At 61.7% G+C, this 17,121-nt stretch carries 16 protein-coding genes; 7 read left to right on the forward strand and 9 right to left on the reverse strand.

Annotated features, from left to right (window positions below; all coding sequences use genetic code 11):
- The first annotated feature begins 10 nt into the window (after positions 1-10).
- From FFM53_RS20695 to FFM53_RS20705, 3 genes are all read left to right on the forward strand, one after another.
- Complete coding sequence (locus FFM53_RS20695; RefSeq protein WP_138330491.1) at positions 11-847, forward strand: aldose 1-epimerase family protein; 837 nt, start codon at positions 11-13, stop codon at positions 845-847.
- Between the two features lie 71 nt (positions 848-918).
- A complete protein-coding gene (locus tag FFM53_RS20700; protein WP_138330492.1) occupies positions 919-1,257 on the forward strand; it encodes a protein tyrosine phosphatase family protein in 339 nt (112 codons plus the stop codon).
- 73 nt (positions 1,258-1,330) lie between these two features.
- Positions 1,331-1,675: a RidA family protein gene (locus FFM53_RS20705; RefSeq protein ID WP_138330493.1), complete on the forward strand. Its 345-nt coding sequence runs from the start codon at positions 1,331-1,333 to the stop codon at positions 1,673-1,675.
- Positions 1,676-1,720: 45 nt separating this feature from the next.
- On the opposite strand, the gene FFM53_RS20710 is transcribed toward FFM53_RS20705, so the two are convergent.
- Genes FFM53_RS20710 through FFM53_RS20725 form a run of 4 tightly spaced genes read right to left on the reverse strand, consistent with a single transcriptional unit; the run spans position 1,721 to position 6,565 of the window.
- Positions 1,721-3,379 (reverse strand): thiamine pyrophosphate-binding protein, encoded by a 1,659-nt coding sequence (locus FFM53_RS20710; RefSeq protein WP_138387056.1) that lies wholly within the window; start codon positions 3,377-3,379, stop codon positions 1,721-1,723.
- A 13-nt stretch (positions 3,380-3,392) separates the two neighbouring features.
- Positions 3,393-4,595, reverse strand: a complete 1,203-nt coding sequence (caiB, locus tag FFM53_RS20715; RefSeq protein WP_138387057.1) for a succinate--glutarate CoA-transferase — start codon at positions 4,593-4,595, stop codon at positions 3,393-3,395.
- Between the two features lie 38 nt (positions 4,596-4,633).
- Complete coding sequence (locus FFM53_RS20720; protein WP_138387058.1) at positions 4,634-5,587, reverse strand: DMT family transporter; 954 nt, start codon at positions 5,585-5,587, stop codon at positions 4,634-4,636.
- A gap of 48 nt (positions 5,588-5,635) precedes the next feature.
- Positions 5,636-6,565: an alpha/beta fold hydrolase gene (locus tag FFM53_RS20725; RefSeq protein WP_138387059.1), complete on the reverse strand. Its 930-nt coding sequence runs from the start codon at positions 6,563-6,565 to the stop codon at positions 5,636-5,638.
- A 158-nt stretch (positions 6,566-6,723) separates the two neighbouring features.
- Here FFM53_RS20725 and FFM53_RS20730 point away from each other — a divergent pair, with 158 nt between their 5' ends.
- The 4 genes from FFM53_RS20730 to metF all read left to right on the forward strand — a co-directional run bounded on the left by FFM53_RS20730 (position 6,724) and on the right by metF (position 11,303).
- Complete coding sequence (locus tag FFM53_RS20730) at positions 6,724-7,464, forward strand: ribonuclease T2 family protein (RefSeq protein WP_138387060.1); 741 nt, start codon at positions 6,724-6,726, stop codon at positions 7,462-7,464.
- Positions 7,465-7,561: 97 nt separating this feature from the next.
- Positions 7,562-9,211, forward strand: a complete 1,650-nt coding sequence (gene ettA, locus FFM53_RS20735) for an energy-dependent translational throttle protein EttA (RefSeq protein ID WP_011652822.1) — start codon at positions 7,562-7,564, stop codon at positions 9,209-9,211.
- 162 nt (positions 9,212-9,373) lie between these two features.
- Complete coding sequence (locus tag FFM53_RS20740) at positions 9,374-10,399, forward strand: ArsR/SmtB family transcription factor (RefSeq protein ID WP_138387061.1); 1,026 nt, start codon at positions 9,374-9,376, stop codon at positions 10,397-10,399.
- A 1-nt stretch (position 10,400) separates the two neighbouring features.
- Positions 10,401-11,303, forward strand: a complete 903-nt coding sequence (gene metF, locus FFM53_RS20745; RefSeq protein WP_138387062.1) for a methylenetetrahydrofolate reductase [NAD(P)H] — start codon at positions 10,401-10,403, stop codon at positions 11,301-11,303.
- Positions 11,304-11,783: 480 nt separating this feature from the next.
- Here metF and FFM53_RS20750 read toward each other — a convergent pair whose 3' ends face one another.
- From FFM53_RS20750 to FFM53_RS20770, 5 genes are all read right to left on the reverse strand, one after another.
- Positions 11,784-12,689, reverse strand: coding sequence for a DMT family transporter (locus tag FFM53_RS20750; RefSeq protein WP_138387063.1), 906 nt, complete (start codon positions 12,687-12,689; stop codon positions 11,784-11,786).
- 224 nt (positions 12,690-12,913) lie between these two features.
- Entirely contained in the window at positions 12,914-14,131 is a 1,218-nt protein-coding gene (locus FFM53_RS20755; protein WP_138387064.1) for a lytic murein transglycosylase, read from the reverse strand.
- An 81-nt stretch (positions 14,132-14,212) separates the two neighbouring features.
- Positions 14,213-15,010, reverse strand: a complete 798-nt coding sequence (locus FFM53_RS20760) for a glycoside hydrolase family 25 protein (RefSeq protein WP_129419869.1) — start codon at positions 15,008-15,010, stop codon at positions 14,213-14,215.
- 125 nt (positions 15,011-15,135) lie between these two features.
- Complete coding sequence (locus tag FFM53_RS20765; RefSeq protein WP_138330502.1) at positions 15,136-15,810, reverse strand: class I SAM-dependent methyltransferase; 675 nt, start codon at positions 15,808-15,810, stop codon at positions 15,136-15,138.
- Entirely contained in the window at positions 15,807-17,051 is a 1,245-nt protein-coding gene (locus FFM53_RS20770) for a BtaA family protein (RefSeq protein WP_138330503.1), read from the reverse strand. The genes FFM53_RS20765 and FFM53_RS20770 overlap by 4 nt, the downstream gene beginning before the upstream one ends.
- Positions 17,052-17,121 lie beyond the last annotated feature (70 nt).

The raw sequence follows: 17,121 nt of genomic DNA on the forward strand, positions 1-17,121 counted from the left end.
GGAGACCGTGATGATCGAATTTGCCGCCGCAAGCGGGCCGCGCCTGATGCTGGACGAAACATCGGTACTGGATATCGGCGGATGCATCGTCGAAGGCGTCGACATCGCTCCGAAACGCGCCATTCCCGATGACGGCGACCCGCGAATCGATCACTCGCTCGAGGGCTTCCTCTTCACCTGCGGGCCGGACCATATCCGCCACCGCCAGCCGATCCCCGGCCGGGACGGCGGCAAGGTCTATCCGCTGCACGGATCGGCTTCTAGCCATGCGGCAAAGGTGTTGTGGACGAAGTTCGAGAACGGCAATGCCGAATGCCGCGCCGATATCGACATCACGACTGTCGAGGGACTGCCGCAGCGCATCGAGCGGCTGTGGCGGATCGATGGGGCGACCGGCGAGGTGCGGCTCGAGGATCGGGTCGTCAATACAAGCGATCGGACGGTGCCGACCTTCCTGATGTACCACATGAACACCGGCGGCAAATGGCTGGACGAGGGCACGCGGCTCGAAGGCCGCATGCTGGAAAATGGCGGTTTCCCCTGGACGTTCGGCGAGGAGCCGGGCGGCATCTTCTGCGTCGCAGCGCCGGCAACGGAGGGGTTCGCGGAGGTCCGCCTCGGACCGATCGCCGCTATCGGCGGCAGGACGCTGCGAGTGCGTTTCCGCGCCGACACGCTGCCCCATCTGCAGGTCTGGCGGAACCAGAAGGCGCCAGCCCACATCATCGGCATCGAGCCGGTTTCACATCGGTGGATCTCGCGCGACGAGCTTGAGGCAGCCGGTGAGTTCAACATGCTGGCGCCCGGCGAGAGCCGCAGCTATGCGCTGACCTTTGCCTTCCTGTGAGCGAAGTGTTGTTGACGCTGGCAGACCTCCGTCGTAGACCTTCAGCCCACGATTTTTGAGGAGACAAGACGATGGATATTCGCCAGATCGACGATGAATATTCGGTTTCGGGCCAGATCACGCTCGAGGAGCTCGACGAGATCAAGGCGCTCGGGTTCAAATCGATCGTCTGCCACCGCCCCGACCATGAGAGCCCGGATCAGACATCGTTCTCCGTCATCGAGGCGCGCGCCAAGGAGCTCGGCCTCGAGATCGCCCATGTGCCTGTCGGACCGATGGGCGTGACCGAGGAAGCGGTGCAGGGCATGGTCGATGCGCTCGACGAATTCCCGCGGCCGATGCTCGGCTATTGCCGCTCCGGCGCCCGCTCGACGGCGATCTACCAGAAGACCCACCATATTCGTAGCTAGGCCCCGTTCCGGCTGCCGATTTTCCGGCGCTGCGCCGCAGCGCCATCACCTTCCATTCACTCAGGAGACTAGAATGAGCATTAAGCGTATCGACGTCGGCGCGCGCATGAGCGGCGCCGTCATTCACGGCAACACGGTCTATCTCGCAGGCCAGGTCGGCGAGGGCGAAAGCGTCACCGATCAGTGCAAGTCATCGCTTGCCGAAGTCGACCGTCTGCTGGCTGCATCAGGCAGCAGCAAGTCGAAGATCCTTCAGACGATCATCTACCTTTCCGACATCGCCGATTTCGCCGAGATGAACGCCGTCTGGGAAGGCTGGATCGATCCGGCCAATCCGCCGGCCCGTGCCACCAGCGAAGCCAAGCTCGCTGCGCCGAAATACAAGGTCGAGTTCATCATCACGGCGGCACTCGACTAAATCGCGCCATTCCGATTACCTGAAGCCGGTGAGCACTGCGCGTGCTCACCGGCTTTTTGTTTGCGCGATTTCCGAGAGCGTGCGCGTCGGCGTGATCGCTTCGGGATCGAGTTTGATTTCGATGATTGCGGGCTTGCCGCTGGCGCGTGCCCGCTCGAAGGCGGGGGCGAAATCCGCCGTCGTCTCCACCGTCTCGCCATGGCCGCCATAGGCGCGAGCAAGGACTGCGAAGTCGGGATTGGTCAGATCGGTGCTGCTGACGCGGCCGGGATACTCGCGCTCCTGATGCATGCGGATCGTGCCGTAGATGCCGTTGTTGACGACGACTGCGATGATCGGCAGACCGTAGCGGATGGCGGTGGCGAATTCCTGTCCGTGCATCAGGAAGCAGCCGTCCCCGGCAAAGCAGATGACCTCGCGCTCGGGAAAGAGCCGCTTGGCGGCGACGGCGGCCGGCAGGCCGTAACCCATCGAGCCGGAGGTGGGGGCGGCTTGGGTGTTGAAGCGGCGGAAACGATGGAAGCGGTGCACCCAGGTGGCGTAGTTGCCGGCGCCATTGGTAAAGATCGCGTCCGGCCCGGTATTGGCCTCCAGCCACTCCATGATCGGCCCCATATGGACGGCGCCCGGACCTGTCGAAGGCGGCTTCGACCAGGCGAGATAGGCCTGGTGCATGCGTTCCGTGCGCTCCGCCCAGTGCGGCTCGGCCGGCGCTTCCAGATCGGCGAGCGCTTCAACGAAATCGGCAGCAGCGGCGCAGATCGCAAGATCAGGACGGTAGATACGGCCGAGTTCGGATGCATCGGGATAGATATGCACCAGCGATTGCTGGGGGTATGGGATATCGATCAGCGTATAGGATGAGGAGGGCATTTCCGACATGCGGGCGCCCAGCAGGATCAGCAGGTCGCTCTCCTTGATCTCCTTTGCCAGCGCCGGATTGATCCCGATGCCGACATCGCCGGCATAACAGGGATGCAGATGATCGAACAGCATCTGCCGGCGGAACGAGCAGCCGACCGGCAATTTGAAACGTTCGGCGAAAATTGCAAAATCGGCGACGGCATCGGCATCCCAGCGCGTGCCGCCGAGGATCACCATCGGCCGCTCGGCCTTGAGCAGGCGCAGATAGAGATCGTCGATCTGGCTGCGACCGGGGTGGGCTTCGACGCCGACATAGCGCTTGGCGCGGGGCGCCTCGACTTCGTCGCGCAGCATGTCTTCCGGCAGGGTCAGCACCACAGGGCCGGGACGGCCGGAGGTTGCGATCGCAAAGGCGCGGGTGACGAACTCGGGAATGCGGGCGGCATCGTCGATCTCGCCCACCCATTTGGCGAATTCGGTAAAGGCGCGGCGGAACTCGACCTCCTGGAAGGCCTCGCGTTCTCTCGCTTCCCGCTGCACCTGGCCGATGAAGAGGATCATTGGGATCGAGTCCTGCTTGGCGATATGCAGGCCGGCGGAGGCGTTGGTGGCGCCGGGGCCACGGGTCACCATGCAAATGCCGGGTTCGCCGGTCAGCCTGCCCCAGCAATCCGCCATCATCGCCGCTCCGCCCTCCTGGCGGCAGACGAGGACGTCGATATCGCTGTCGCGCAACGCGTCGAGCACGGCGAGGAAGCTCTCGCCGGGCACACAGGAGAGACGCTTGACTCCGTTCGCCTTCAGCGCCTCGACGATCAGTTCCCCGCCCGTCTTCTTCATGACAATGCCTTCCTCATGACGATGCCTTCCTCTCGCGCTCTGCGAGTTCGGCCAGAATTTCTGCCTGGTGTTCGCCGAGACGCGGGCTTGGCCTGATATAACGCAGCGGCGTCTCCGACAGCACCACCGGCGTCCTGACCCCTGGGATCACGGTACCGGCGGCATCCGCAAGGTCGATGCGCAGGCCGCGGGCCTGCACCTGCGGATGGGCGAACATTTCCTCGATCGTATTGATCGCGCCTGATGGAACCGCGTTCTCTTCACAGGCCTTCAACAGATCCGCCTTTTGCCATTTCAGCGTCTCGGTGGAGATGAGGCGGCGCACTTCGGCGCGATTGCCGACGCGTGCCTTGTTGGTGGCGAAACGCTCGTCGCTCGCGATGGCCTCCAGGCCGAGGATGGTGCAGAGGCGGCGGAACTGGCCGTCGTTTCCAACCGCGAGAATGAGATAACCATCCGCCGTCGGCACGACCTCATAGGGCGAGATATTGGGATGGGCATTGCCGAGGCGGGTCGGCGCCTCGCCGGAGACCAGGTAATTCATGTTCTGATCGGCGAGCACGGCCGATTGCACGTCGAGCAGGGCCATGTCGACCAACTGGCCTTCGCCTGACTTCAGGGCATGGATCAGGGCGGCTTCGATCGCCGAGACGGCATAAATGCCGGTGAAGATATCGGCGATGGCGACACCTGCCTTCATCGGCTGGCCACCCGGCTCCCCGGTAATCGACATGAAGCCGGACATGCCCTGGACGATGTAATCGTAGCCGGCGAGGCTGGCATAAGGGCCGTTCTGGCCGAAGCCGGTGATCGAGCAATAGACGAGCTTCGGGTTCACCTTGCGCAGGCTGTCATAATCGAGCCCGTATTTGACGAGGCCGCCGACTTTGAAATTCTCGATGACCACATCGGCGGTGGAGACGAGGCGGCGGACGAGATCCTGGCCTTCGGCGCTCTTCAGGTCGGCAGTGACGGAGCGCTTGCCGCGATTGGCGGCGTGGTAATAGGCGGCCGAGAGATTTTCGCCGTCGGCGCCCTCGACGAAGGGTGGCCCCCATTGGCGCGTATCGTCGCCGCCGTCGGGATTTTCGACCTTGATGACGTCGGCGCCGAGATCGGCGAGCATCTGTCCCGCCCAGGGGCCGGCGAGCACGCGAGCAAGCTCGATCACCCGGATGCCGGCAAGCGGCGGTTTTTTCGTCACGGTCTCCGTCATGTTCCTCCGGGCTCTCGTTCTTAGATCTGGGCTTAGATCTAGGGCGCCAGCGTCGCCTCTGATGTACCGGATACCGGTTTCGATGCAAAGCGGCGCTCACGCCAGACAATGTAGAAGCCCGACGCCATGATAATCATGATGCCGAGCCATTTGACCGCATCCGGGAAGTCGCCAAAGACCAGCCAGGCGAAGATCGTCGCCGAGACGATCTCGAAATATTGCAGCGGTGCGAGCGTCGAGGCTGGTGCTGCGCGATAGGCATAGACGCCGAGGATGCCCGATATCGCGGCCATGGCGCCGACGCCGGCGACGTAGAACCAGGCGCGGCCATCCGGCATGACCGGATCGAGATCGGAGCCGGTTCCCTGGCCCAGGAAAAGCAGGATGGCGCAGAAGAGCAGGCCCCAGATGCTCATCTGGAACTGCATCGCCCAAGGGTCCTCCTTGTGCGAGAGGACGCGGGTCATCAGCACGAAGATGGCGATGCAGAGCGCGCTGACGACAGGCAGAAGCGCGATGTAGCCGACTTCTTCGAAACTCGGCTGGATGATCAGCATTGCCCCGAAGAAGCCTACGCCGCAGGCGCTATAGCGCCGCCAGCCGATCGTCTCCTTCAAGAAGATACCGCCGAGGATCGTCAGAATGATCGGCTCGACGAAGAAGATCGCAATCGCGTCGGCGACCGCCATGTATTTCAGCGTGGTGACGAAGGAGATCATCGAGACCGTGATGATCGCGCCGCGGATGGCATGGAACAGGTTCTGGCGCCAGGAAAAATCGGCAAAGCTGCGCCGCCATATCACAATCGGCAACATGCAGAGCGCCTGTACGGCGAAGCGGCCGGCGGTGATCTCCGCGGAAGGGACTGTGACGATGGCAAGCTTGGCGAAAATATCGATGAGCGGCGAGAACATCACCGAGACAAACATCAGCACAAGCCCCATCGTCACGTCGGAGGCGGACGAAACGGGGCGGACGGAGGTGCTGTTCATGATGAAATCCCTGTACTCAGGATATTGGTCACTCAGGATATTGATCGCTCAGGATCTTGCGACGGCCCTGTCGCACCAGTCCGCAAAGGCCGCGATCGCCGCATCCGCGCCGATCTCATTCAGTGTTTCGTGCCGCATGTCCTGATATATCTCAGTGCTGATACGGGAGAAGCCTTGGCCTTTCAAATGATTTGACAGCCAGAGCACGGCTTTTCCACGCTCCGTCGCCGGGTCTTCTTCGCCGCCGACGAGATGGATCGGCATGTCCCGCGGCAGCCGGTCGAGGTGGATTTTCTGCGGCGCGCGGAAGGTCAGCTCGAAGAGATCGAGCCAGAGAGAGACTGAGGCGTCAAAGCCGCAGAGCGGATCGGCGACATACTTGTCGACTTCATCAGGTCTGCGCGACAGCCAGTCGAACTCGGTGCGGCGGCCGGGAATGGATTTGCCCCAGGTGCCGAAGGTGAGCTTCGGCAGCAAGCCGCTCGGCACGTCGGAGCCCTTCAGCATGCGCTCGGCAAGCAGCATCGCCTGGGCGGCGCGGCCGGCGAGGCCGACGGCGAAATTCGAATTCCAGACGGCCACGGCATTGAAGTCGACCGGAGCCGTGACGGCAGCATTGAGGGCGATGAGGCCGCCCATCGAATGGCCGAAAAGGATCACCGGCAGGCGGGGATGGCGGGAGGCCGCATGGCTGCGCATGGCGATGACGTCGCCGATCACCCTTTCGACCCCACCGCGCCGGGCAAAGCGGCCGATCGGCGCGTCGGGCGCCGTCGTCTCGCCGTGGCCGCGATGATCATGGGCATAGACATGATATCCGCGCGCCGCCATCGCCTCGGCAAAGGAGCGGTATCGTTTCGAATGTTCGGCCAAGCCATGCGATATCAACAGGATGCCGCGTGCCGGGGTGATGGCCTCGGCATGGTGATAGGCCAGCGACGCCCCTGGCACGGCGAGCCTATGCGTTTCAGAAAACATGTGATCCTCCCGGCGGCAACAGACCAGATCGCCGGGTAATTGCAACATGGGTATTTGATTATCTGATAACAATTTGTGGCCTTGTTGCGATTCAGGGTTGCGGCCTTTTGATTTTGATGCTTATTTGTTCCTGTATTGTTCTTTTTTTGGGGGTTGAAATGAGCAGCATGCAGTTGCGTACCTTGTCGTTCGCTGTGTCGATGGTTATTGCCGGCGCCGCCGTGGCGCAGGAGGCTGGCGGGCGCACCCGCTTCATTCTGGCGGCGAGCTGGCAGCCGGCCTTTTGCCAGACGAACCAGAAGAAGGCCGAGTGTGCGAGCCAGACCGGCGAGCGTCCCGATGCGACGAACTTTTCCTTGCACGGACTTTGGCCAATGCGGCAGGATTATTGCGGCGTAAGCGCCGAGCAGAAGGCCGCCGACAAGGATGGCGACTGGAACAAGCTGCCGGAGGTCACGCTTGCGGCGGAGACGAAGACGGCGCTCGCAAAGGCGATGCCCGGCACGCAATCCGGCCTGGAACGGCATGAATGGGTGAAGCATGGCACCTGCACGAAGATGAGCGCCGACGACTATTTCGGTGTCGGTGTGCATCTCGTGGGCGCACTCAACGCGTCGGCGGTGCGCGATCTTTTCGCTGCCAATATCGGCAAGCCGGTCAAGGCCGACGCGATCAAGGCGGCTTTCGACAAGAGCTTCGGCCCGGGTGCCGGCGACCGCGTCAAGATGAGCTGCCGGCGGGCCGGCAATGTCAGGATGATCAGCGAGCTGACGATCGGGCTTTCGGAAGCCGCCGGGGCGGCATCGGCGAAAAGTGCCGGGCTTGCCGATCTGATCCAGGGTGCTGGAAAAACATCGTTCGGCTGTGACGAGGGCGTCGTCGATGCTGCGGGCTTTTGACCGGAAATCCTGAGTAAACCGGGTTTGGCGTTGCCCGCAGGCGCTGTTTCGCCTACATAGCGGCACAATCGAAGTTTCCCGCCCGGAGCAGCGCAGCATGGCACGTCAGTTCATCTATCATATGTCCGGCCTCAACAAGGCCTATGGCAACAAGAAGATCCTGGAGAATATCCACCTTTCGTTCTACCCGGATGCCAAGATCGGTATCCTTGGTCCGAACGGCGCGGGTAAATCCACCGTGCTGCGCATCATCGCAGGTCAGGACAAGGAGTATACCGGCGAAGCCTGGCTCGCCGAAGGTGCGACGGTCGGCTATCTGGAGCAGGAGCCGCATCTCGATCCCAACAAGACGGTGTTCGAGAATGTCATGGAAGGCGTCGCCTCGAAGACGGCTGTCCTCGATCGCTATAATGAATTGATGATGAACTATTCCGACGAGACGGCGGAAGAGGGCGCCAAGCTTCAGGACGTCATCGATAGCCAGAACCTCTGGGATCTGGAAAGCCAGGTCGAGATGGCGATGGAAGCGCTGCGCTGCCCGCCGCGCGACGCCGAAGTCACCAGCCTTTCCGGTGGTGAGCGTCGCCGTGTTGCGCTCTGCCGCCTGCTGCTTTCGCAGCCGGATCTGCTGCTGCTCGACGAACCGACCAACCACCTAGACGCCGAAACCATCGCCTGGCTCGAAAAACATCTGCGCGACTATCCGGGCGCCGTGATGATGATTACCCACGATCGCTACTTCCTTGACAACGTCACCGGATGGATTCTCGAACTCGACCGCGGCCGTGGCATCCCCTACGAAGGCAACTACTCGGCCTACCTGCAGGCGAAAGCCAAGCGCATGCTGCAGGAAAGCCGCGAAGACGCATCGCGCCAGAAGGCGATCAGCCGCGAACAGGAATGGATCGCTTCCAGCCCGAAGGCTCGTCAGGCCAAATCCAAGGCGCGTATCAAGTCCTATGAGCAGTTGGTGGATGCCGCCGAGAAGCAGCGTCCCGGCGACGCGCAGATCATCATCCCGGTCAGCGAGCGCCTCGGCCAGGTGGTCATCGAGATGGACGGCATCACCAAGGGCTTCGAGGGCCGTACGCTGATCAACGACCTGTCGATCAAGCTGCCGCCAGGCGGCATCGTCGGCATCATCGGCCCGAACGGCGCCGGTAAGACGACGCTATTCAGGATGATCACCGGCCAGGAAACGCCGGATGGCGGTTCGATCCGCATCGGCGAGACCGTGCATCTCGGTTATGTCGACCAGAGCCGTGACACCCTTGCGGCCGACAAGACGGTCTGGGAGGAAATCTCCGGCGGCGCCGAAATCATCAAGCTTGGCAAGTTCGACATGAACTCCCGTGCCTATTGCGGCGCCTTCAACTTCAAGGGCGGCGATCAGCAGCAGAAGGTCGGCAATCTCTCTGGTGGTCAGCGCAACCGTGTTCACCTTGCCAAGATGCTGAAGGCCGGCGGCAACGTTCTGCTGCTCGACGAACCGACCAACGACCTCGATACGGAAACGCTGGGTGCCTTGGAAAACGCGCTGGAGAACTTTGCCGGCTGCGCCATCATCATCAGCCATGATCGCATGTTCCTCGACCGTTTGGCGACGCATATCCTCGCTTTCGAAGGCGACGGCCATGTCGAATGGTTTGAAGGCAACTTCGAGGATTATGAACAGGACAAGGTTCGCCGTCTCGGCCCCGACGCCCTTAACCCGGGCAGCCAGGCTCACAAGCGTCTGACACGCTGATTTCACTCATTTTTGCTTTCGGAAGCCCCGGTTCGGCCGGGGCTTTTTCATGTCTGCCTCTGTCGCAATTTGAGCAGCCAATTTCGTGGAGAGAGCGAATTCTCGCTTGCCACCGCTTTTCAAATCACATAAAGATATCTTTATATCTTGATCGGATCGAAAATGAGCGAACCCTTGAAGCTTGGACTGGAGGCGCTGGTGGACGTCTTGAAGGCGGCCGGCGAGCCCACGCGCCTGCGTCTTCTGGCACTTCTTGACGGCGGCGATCTGACGGTGACCGATCTTACCGAAATTCTCGGCCAATCCCAGCCCCGCATCTCGCGCCACCTGAAGCTGCTCGGCGAGGCCGAACTGATCGAACGCTACCAGGAAGGCGCCTGGGCCTATTTCCGCCTCAAGCAGGACGGTAAGGCCGCCATGCTGGTGCGGGCGTTGCTGAAGCATGTTTCCGAGAACGATCCGACCATCCTTCGCGACGGCGAGCGGCTCTCGCAGGTCAAGCACCAGCGCGCCGAGCGGGCACAGGCCTATTTCAGCCGCAACGCGGCCGAATGGGACGAGCTTCGCCGCCTGCATGCGGCCGATGAGGAGGTCGACGCTGCCGTCATCCGGCTGCTCGGCAGCCAGCCGATCGACTCGCTGCTCGATCTCGGCACCGGCACCGGCCGCATCCTCGAACTCCTGTCCGGGCTCTACCGCCGGGCGACCGGCGTTGATGCCAGCCGCGACATGCTGAGCGTGGCACGCGCCAATCTCGACAAGTCCCGCATCACCAAGGCCACCGTGCGCCACGCCGATATCCTGAACCTGCCTTTCGAGGGACAGGATTTCGATCTGGTGACGATCCATCAGGTGCTGCATTTCTTCGATCAGCCGGAGATTGCGATCGCGGAAGCGGCGCGCATGCTCCGGCCGGGCGGCCGGCTCGTGGTCATCGACCTTGCGCCGCACACGCTCGAATATCTCCGCGACGAGCATGCGCATGTCCGTCTCGGTTTTTCGCACCAGGCGATGTCCGACTGGTTGCGCAAGGCCGGGCTCGACGTCGAGCAGGTCGTCGATCTTCATCCGGGTCAGCAAAGCGGGCAGGGGTTGACGGTCACCGTCTGGCTCGCGCGAGATCCGAGGCGTCTCATGGCTTCGCAGACGAGCGAAGGCGCCGAACCTACATTTGCCGGGAGGGTATGACATGGCTTTGAAAAACGAAGCGCGCGGCCGCAACATCAGGGTCTCCTTCGAATTCTTCCCGCCGAAATCGGAGGAGATGGAAGGGCAGCTCTGGCATACCGTCAGCGAACTGCAGGACTGGGACCCGGATTTCGTCTCGGTGACTTATGGCGCCGGCGGCACCACCAGAGCGCCGACGCTGACCGCCGTTACTCGGTTCCTGTCGCAGACGCCGCTTGCCACAGCCTCGCATCTCACCTGCGTCGGCGCGACCAAGGAGGAGACGCATCAGGTAGTCGACACGTTCCGCAAGGCCGGCGTGACGCATTTCGTGGCGCTGCGCGGCGATGCGCCCGGCGGCGCCGGTGCGCCCTACCAGCCGCATCCCGGCGGTTATGCCAATGCGGCGGAGCTGGTGGCCGGCCTGAAGGAAATCGGCGATTTCGAGATTTCGGTTTCCGCCTATCCGGAAAAACACCCGGAAAGCCGCGACACGGCGGCCGATATCGACATGCTGAAGCGCAAGGCCGAGAATGGCGCCGACCGGGCACTGACGCAATTCTTCTTCGACAACGATAATTTCGAGCGTTACCTGGAACGGGTGCGCGGCGCCGGCATCTCGATCCCCGTTGTGCCCGGCATCATGCCGATCCAGAACCTGACGCAGTTGAAGCGCTTCGCCGGGGCCTGCGGCACGATCATCCCCGCCTTTCTCGACGAGCGCTTCGCAGGCTTCGACGACAAGCCCGAGGAGCGGGCGAAGGTCGCCGCCGAAGTCGCTGCCGAACAGATCGAAGATCTCGTCCGGCGCGGCATCCACGACTTCCATCTCTATACGATGAACCGTGCGCCGCTGGTTTCCGCCGTGCTCGACAATCTCGGCCTCTCCCGCCGGCAAACAAAAAGTGCTGGCGCAGCCGCCTGATCTTTGCGCGTCTGAAAGACGCGCGGCGCTGTAAAAGTGAAAAGCGCATGTCGGGCGGGACATGCGCTTTTTCGTTGGCGGATTGATCAGCTATTCAGGAGTTTAGGCACTATCAGTCATTACACTTTCGTCGGCCAGCTCAGATGAAGAGCATGGACAAGACGAAAGCAAACGCTGCACTGACCAACAGAACATTCAAGGATTGCGTGAGTCCCATGTCTGTCTCCTCGCGTTAACCGGCCGATAATATGTCTGAAATATGTCGGTTGGGAAGCAGATCTTATGCTGCGCTGCAGAAGAGTTCAGTGGATAAGTCGAATAGTGTTTCGGCAAGCGTTTGAAATTATTTGTTAATTTGCAACAAATTTTTGTTCACAGATTTTAACATGCCGTTAAATCGGGCGATCGCACATTTACCTATGCGCCTAAAACATGGCAGGCTCGCAACTGGTTGAAAACATATGGAATTCGCAACCGGTTTCAGGCGGCCTTCGCGAGCATGCGATAGGCGCGGCCGTCGAGAATGACCAAGCCGAAACCGATCAGCGCCATGCCGGCAAACTCGCTCAGCGCGAGCCTTTCTCCGAGGAAGAGCACGCCGAGAAGGATGGCGCTCGGCGGCACCAGCAGGGTGACGAGCGAGGCATTGGTGGCGCCAGCCGCCGCCATGATCCGGAAATAGAGGATGTAGCCGAAGGCGGTCGACAGCAGCGCCAGTGCCAGGATGGCGAGGAGGGCATCGAGCGACGGTGCGGCAAGCGCCCAAGGACGATCGGCCAGCAGCGACAGCGGCAGCGCAATCAGCGAAGAGGCGGTCAACTGTCCGGCTGCGGTGACAGGGGCGGGAACATTCTTGAAGCGTTTTCCGTAAGTGGCGGCGAAACCATAGGAGATCGCGGCAAGCACGGGAAGAAGCAGCGCCCAGAGCGGGGCTTGGCCACCGGCCGATATGCCGGGGCCGATCAGCACGATCGTCCCGGCCAGCCCGACCAGGCAGCCGGCGATCTTTGCCGGCGACAGCTTCTCGTCTGAGGTGAAGTAGTTGGCGATCAACACGGTCCAGATCGGTGTCGTCGCATTCAGGATCGCCGCAAGACCGGCGCCGATGCGGGTCTGGCCGAAAAAGATCAGCGCATGCGGCAGGGCATTGTTGATGAGCCCGAGGATCAGGAATTCGCGCCAGCGGGCCTTGAGGATCGCATAGAAGTCGAAACGGCCGGCGATATAGATATGCAGCGCCAGCGCTGCGAGCAGCAGCCTGAAGAAGACGAGGGTCAGCGGCGGCACGTGCTGGACGGCGATGCGGGCAAAGAAAAAGGAGGCGCCCCAGATCAGGCCGAGCAGGACCAGCAGACCCCAGGTCCAGGCATTCATTCTGCTGTCCACGCCGGTTCCTCCACCGCAAGCCGTTTTGCCGAAAAACGGTTTTCGGTTTCATGCTGTATCGCAGGCGGCGGATCGCGCCACCCGTTTCTTGCGAAGCGGGCGGCAAGATGTCAGCTAAAGCGCGTCGCGATCTTTCGGATTCGCTCGTCGCGCTTTAGCTCTTTGTTTTTACGCATGCCGTTGTCGCAAAACCGCTGCACACTTTTGCGCGGCATGCTTTAGGATCAGAGGGCGTTGAGAAGGGCAGGCGTCGCCCAGCCGTCGGCCGGCATGCCGAGGCGCTGCTGTTCCTTCTGGATCGCGACACGCGTGCCGGAGCCGAGGATGCCATCGATCTCGCCGACATCATGGCCGAGCGACTGCAGCTTGGTCTGCAAGGCCTTCATCTGGTCGCTGGCAAGTCCCTGTTCCGGCACGCCCTTGAGATAGGGTTCGGCACCCGAAAGGCGCGTCCCGAAATAGGCGGCCGAGGTCGTGTAGATGAACGACTTGTTCCATTCGAGATAGATCTTGAAATTGGGATAGGCGATGAAGGCCGGTCCCATGCGGCCCTGCGGCAGCACGAGGTCGCCTTCGAGATCGCCGAAAGCTGTGTTGCCGTCGCGCGGCTTGACGCCGAGTGCGAACCATTCGGCGGCCTTCATCGTGCCGCCAAGACCGGATTTCTCGAAGGGCAGGTTGTCGGGCACGGTCACTTCCTGCAGCCAGGGCTGGCCGCGCTCGAAGCCGAGGTGCTGGATGAATTTCGCCGCCGTCAGGATAGCGTCCGGGCTGCTCTGTTTCAGGCGGACATGGCCGTCACCGTCGCCATCCATGCCATAGGCAATGATGTCGCGCGGCAGCATCTGCACCTGGCCGATCTCGCCGGCCCAGGCACCGGTATTGGTGGCGGGGTCGAGGTCGCCATGCTGGACCATCTCGATAAGGGCGATCAGCTGCGGACGGAAGAGTTCCGGGCGGCGGCAATCATGCGACAGCGTCACCAGGGCGTTGCGGGTGTTGAAATCGCCCTGGACGGCGCCGAAATCGGTTTCCATCGCCCAGAAGGCGGTGATGACGCCGGGGGGCACGCCGAATTCCTGCTCGGCGCGGGCAAAGACGTCGGCATATTGCTTCATCTTTTGGCGGCCGATGTCGAGGCGGGCCTGGCTGACGGTGCGCTGGGAGAATTCGAGGAAGGTCTGCTTGAAGACGCCTTGGGCGCGATCCCGGCTCAGGACCTTGGGGTCGCTATCGGCGCCGGCGAAAGCCTCGTCGGCGGCTGCCGCACTGGCGCCGGCTGCCACAGCATCTTTCTTCACGCCTTCGAGGAAAGCGGACAGATCGCCGCCGCAGGGCGCTGCCGGGGCTGCGCCCTGCGCCTGCTGGGCGGCCGCGCCGCCTGCGAGGGCGAGGGCAAACAGAAGAGCGAGTGCAGAGCGGCTTGCGAGCGAGCGGTGCATGGATGCGGTCCTTATATCAAACAGATTGCCGTCGCTTTCACAGACGAATGTGACGGAAGCAAGAAACATCGCAAGACGTTACTAAGAATTTCTATCCTTGGAAACGGCCGCGACCCAATTGTTCCAGTTCTTTGCGCTGCCGGCAAAGACATTGATATCGGTCGGCCCACTGATGCCGGGAATCACGCCGGTCGAGGTATATTGCCAGAAGGCCCAGCGGCGGTCGGAATAGGTCACCTCGGGGTGTTTTGCCACCGAACGGACCCAGAAATGATAATCCTGGAAGTAGCCGGCGAGATTTTCGCGGTGGAAATCGACCGAGGTATAGATGATCGGGCGCTTGCCGTAATAGGCTTCCAGCCGGTCCATGAAACGCTGCATTTCGGCGCGCACCGTTTCAGCGTCGGGACGGTAGCGGCAGGTCTTTGATTCAGCGTTCCACTCGACGTCGAGCACCGGCGGCAGGCGCATGGCCTCCTTCGGCACGTTGCGGATGAACCAGTCTGCCTGCTGATCGGCCGAGGAGCAGAAATAGTAGAAGTGATAGGGAGCGTGCGGGATGCCGGCGGCGCGGGCCTCTCGCCAGTATTCGTCGAAACGCGGATCGACCCTGTCCTTGCCTTCGGTGGCCTTGATGAAGGCGAAGGCGACGCCGGAATTCTTCACCGTGCCCCAGTCGATATCGCCCTGCCATTTGGAAATATCGATGCCGTGCACCTGGTTGAGCTGCGGATGCTTGGCTCCGAAATCCTGGGGATCGGTGTCCTTGAAGCGCGTCTTCGGCTTGATCGACGCCGTTTCGAGGTAGTCATAACCGGAGGAACTGCAGCCGGCCAAAAGGACGGCCAAGGGCAAAACGCAAAACAAAAGCCGGCGCATGGGCGTCCCGTCGTAGCTCGAATGATCTCTTTGCCCCACAACCTGACCTTCGAAAAAGACGAGTCAGCAGAGGATAACCCTCTTTTCATCATATCAACGTAAAAAATCGGTTAGTTTCAAGCGAATTATGAGCGCTTGCTGATAATAGCTGCCCGCCAGGCATAACCGCCGCCGACGGTATCGAACAACAATGTCGCGTTGTTTTCATGGGCTTGCGCTTCCAGGACCGGGCGCAGATCGGGGCGCGGGGTGACGTGGAATTTCGCAAGCCAGGACTGCAGCATGCGCCGGAACCAGCCCGGCAAGCCTTCCTGTTGGCCGAAATCGACGATGTGCAGCTGGCCGCCGGGATTGAGGGCAGCGATCGATGCGTCGACGGCGCGCTCCCAGTCCGGGATCATCGACAGGGCGTAGGAAATCAGGATGCGGTCGAAACCGCTGACGCCGAATTCGCGCGGTGTGAAGGCCGTGGCGTCGGCGACGCGGAATTCCGGGATCGTCGCCTTGGTGGCGAAGGTCTTGCGCGCCGAAATCAGCATTTCCTGGGAAATGTCGAGGCCGAACAGCTTGGCGGTCGGGAAATGCCTATGGGCGAAAGCCATGTTGCGCCCGGTGCCGCAGCCGACTTCAAGCAGCGTGCCGCCTTCGGGCACGTCGAGGTTGCGGATCGTGCTGTCACGGCCGAGAAGATAATATTTGCGGGTCAGGTCGTAGATATGGCGCTGGTAGCGGTACATGCCATCCATGAGGCTGGCATGTTCATCGCTCTGTCCTGCCGTCTCAGTGCCGACCTTGCTCACGCTTTCTTCCCGTAAATGTGGAAGCCGCCGTAGATTGCCGAACGATCAAGCGCAGTCAGTTCACGCGACTTCTCTTCGAAGTAATCCCATTGGTCGCGGATCGCCGGAGCCAGACGGCCTTCGATGATGCTTTTTTCGGCGGCGGTGCGGAAGATCACGCGGGCGCCTTCGCGCGCCGTGCGGGTGATTTCCGTCCAGACGTCGTTCAGCTGCTCGTCCGTCATCCAGTCCTGTGCGTCGAGCAGGATGTAGCGGTCGCGTGAGGCGGCCGGCTCGCGGGCCAGAAGCTCGGTGAAGCTTGCGTGGTGGACATTGACGCGGTCGACATTGGCGCGGATCACCTGATAGTGCTCCGACTTCAGATAGGTCGGCAAAGGGCCTTCCGATTCGGTGCCATAGCGGCGGCCGAAGGCCTGCCAGGCGAAATAGTTGTCGCTCATCGGGAAATGACAGGCGAGCTTTTCCAGGCGGTGCTTCAGCACCGGCGCGATCGAATGATCGGCGGCAAGGCTTGCGAGTTCGTCATATTGCTGCGGCGGAATGCCGAGGCCGAAGAGCGAGCTCTTGCGGCCGGTGATCCAGCGCACGACCGGCTTTTCGAAGAGCGGCGCGATCTGTTCGTCGAAGAACTGGCGCTGCTCACGGATCGAGCGGGTCTTGGTCATCTCGCGCAGCTTGACGCCATGCAGGCGGGCAAGAAGGTGGGCGGCGCCGATGAAGCGGCCGAGCAGGCCTGTTTCGTAAATGTTGCGGTCGAAGACTGTGACGCGGCGACGGCCGAATTTACGGCCGTTCCAGTAGCTGCGGGTCGCCTCATCGAGACGGGCGGCGAGATGCTGGTCGTAGGCGCGGCTGTTCGACTTCTCGTTCGGCATTGCCAGGAAGCGGACGAGATCGGCATGGCCGGGAAGATGCTTGAAGGCGGCAAGCTTCAGGCGGTTCAGCGCGATGTGGTGCGGGTTGAGATCGACCACGTCGATCGAAGCCGGCGCTTTGGAGAGATAGGCGAGCATGTTGCAGCCGCCGGAGCCGATGGTGACGATGCGATGGTTTGGCTTCAGCTCCATCGCTTGCATGTCGAGATCCGGATCCTCCCAGATCTGCGGATAGACGAGGCCGGAGAAGAGAAGGCCGAAGAGACGCTCGGAAAAGCCATCCTTCGAAAAAGCCTTATGGCGGAGAAGGGCATCCTTGAGTTTCCGGTTCTTGCGGAAGCCGGCATCCGGTGCAAATTCTGACATGAGTCTGTCACCTTTTTAGCGTTCAGGGCGTGTAGCGCGCCACTGCTACAGTTTGATGACGTGGGCTGTG

The organism is Rhizobium indicum (genome assembly GCF_005862305.2).
In the GTDB taxonomy this organism is placed as follows: Bacteria; Pseudomonadota; Alphaproteobacteria; order Rhizobiales; family Rhizobiaceae; genus Rhizobium; species Rhizobium indicum.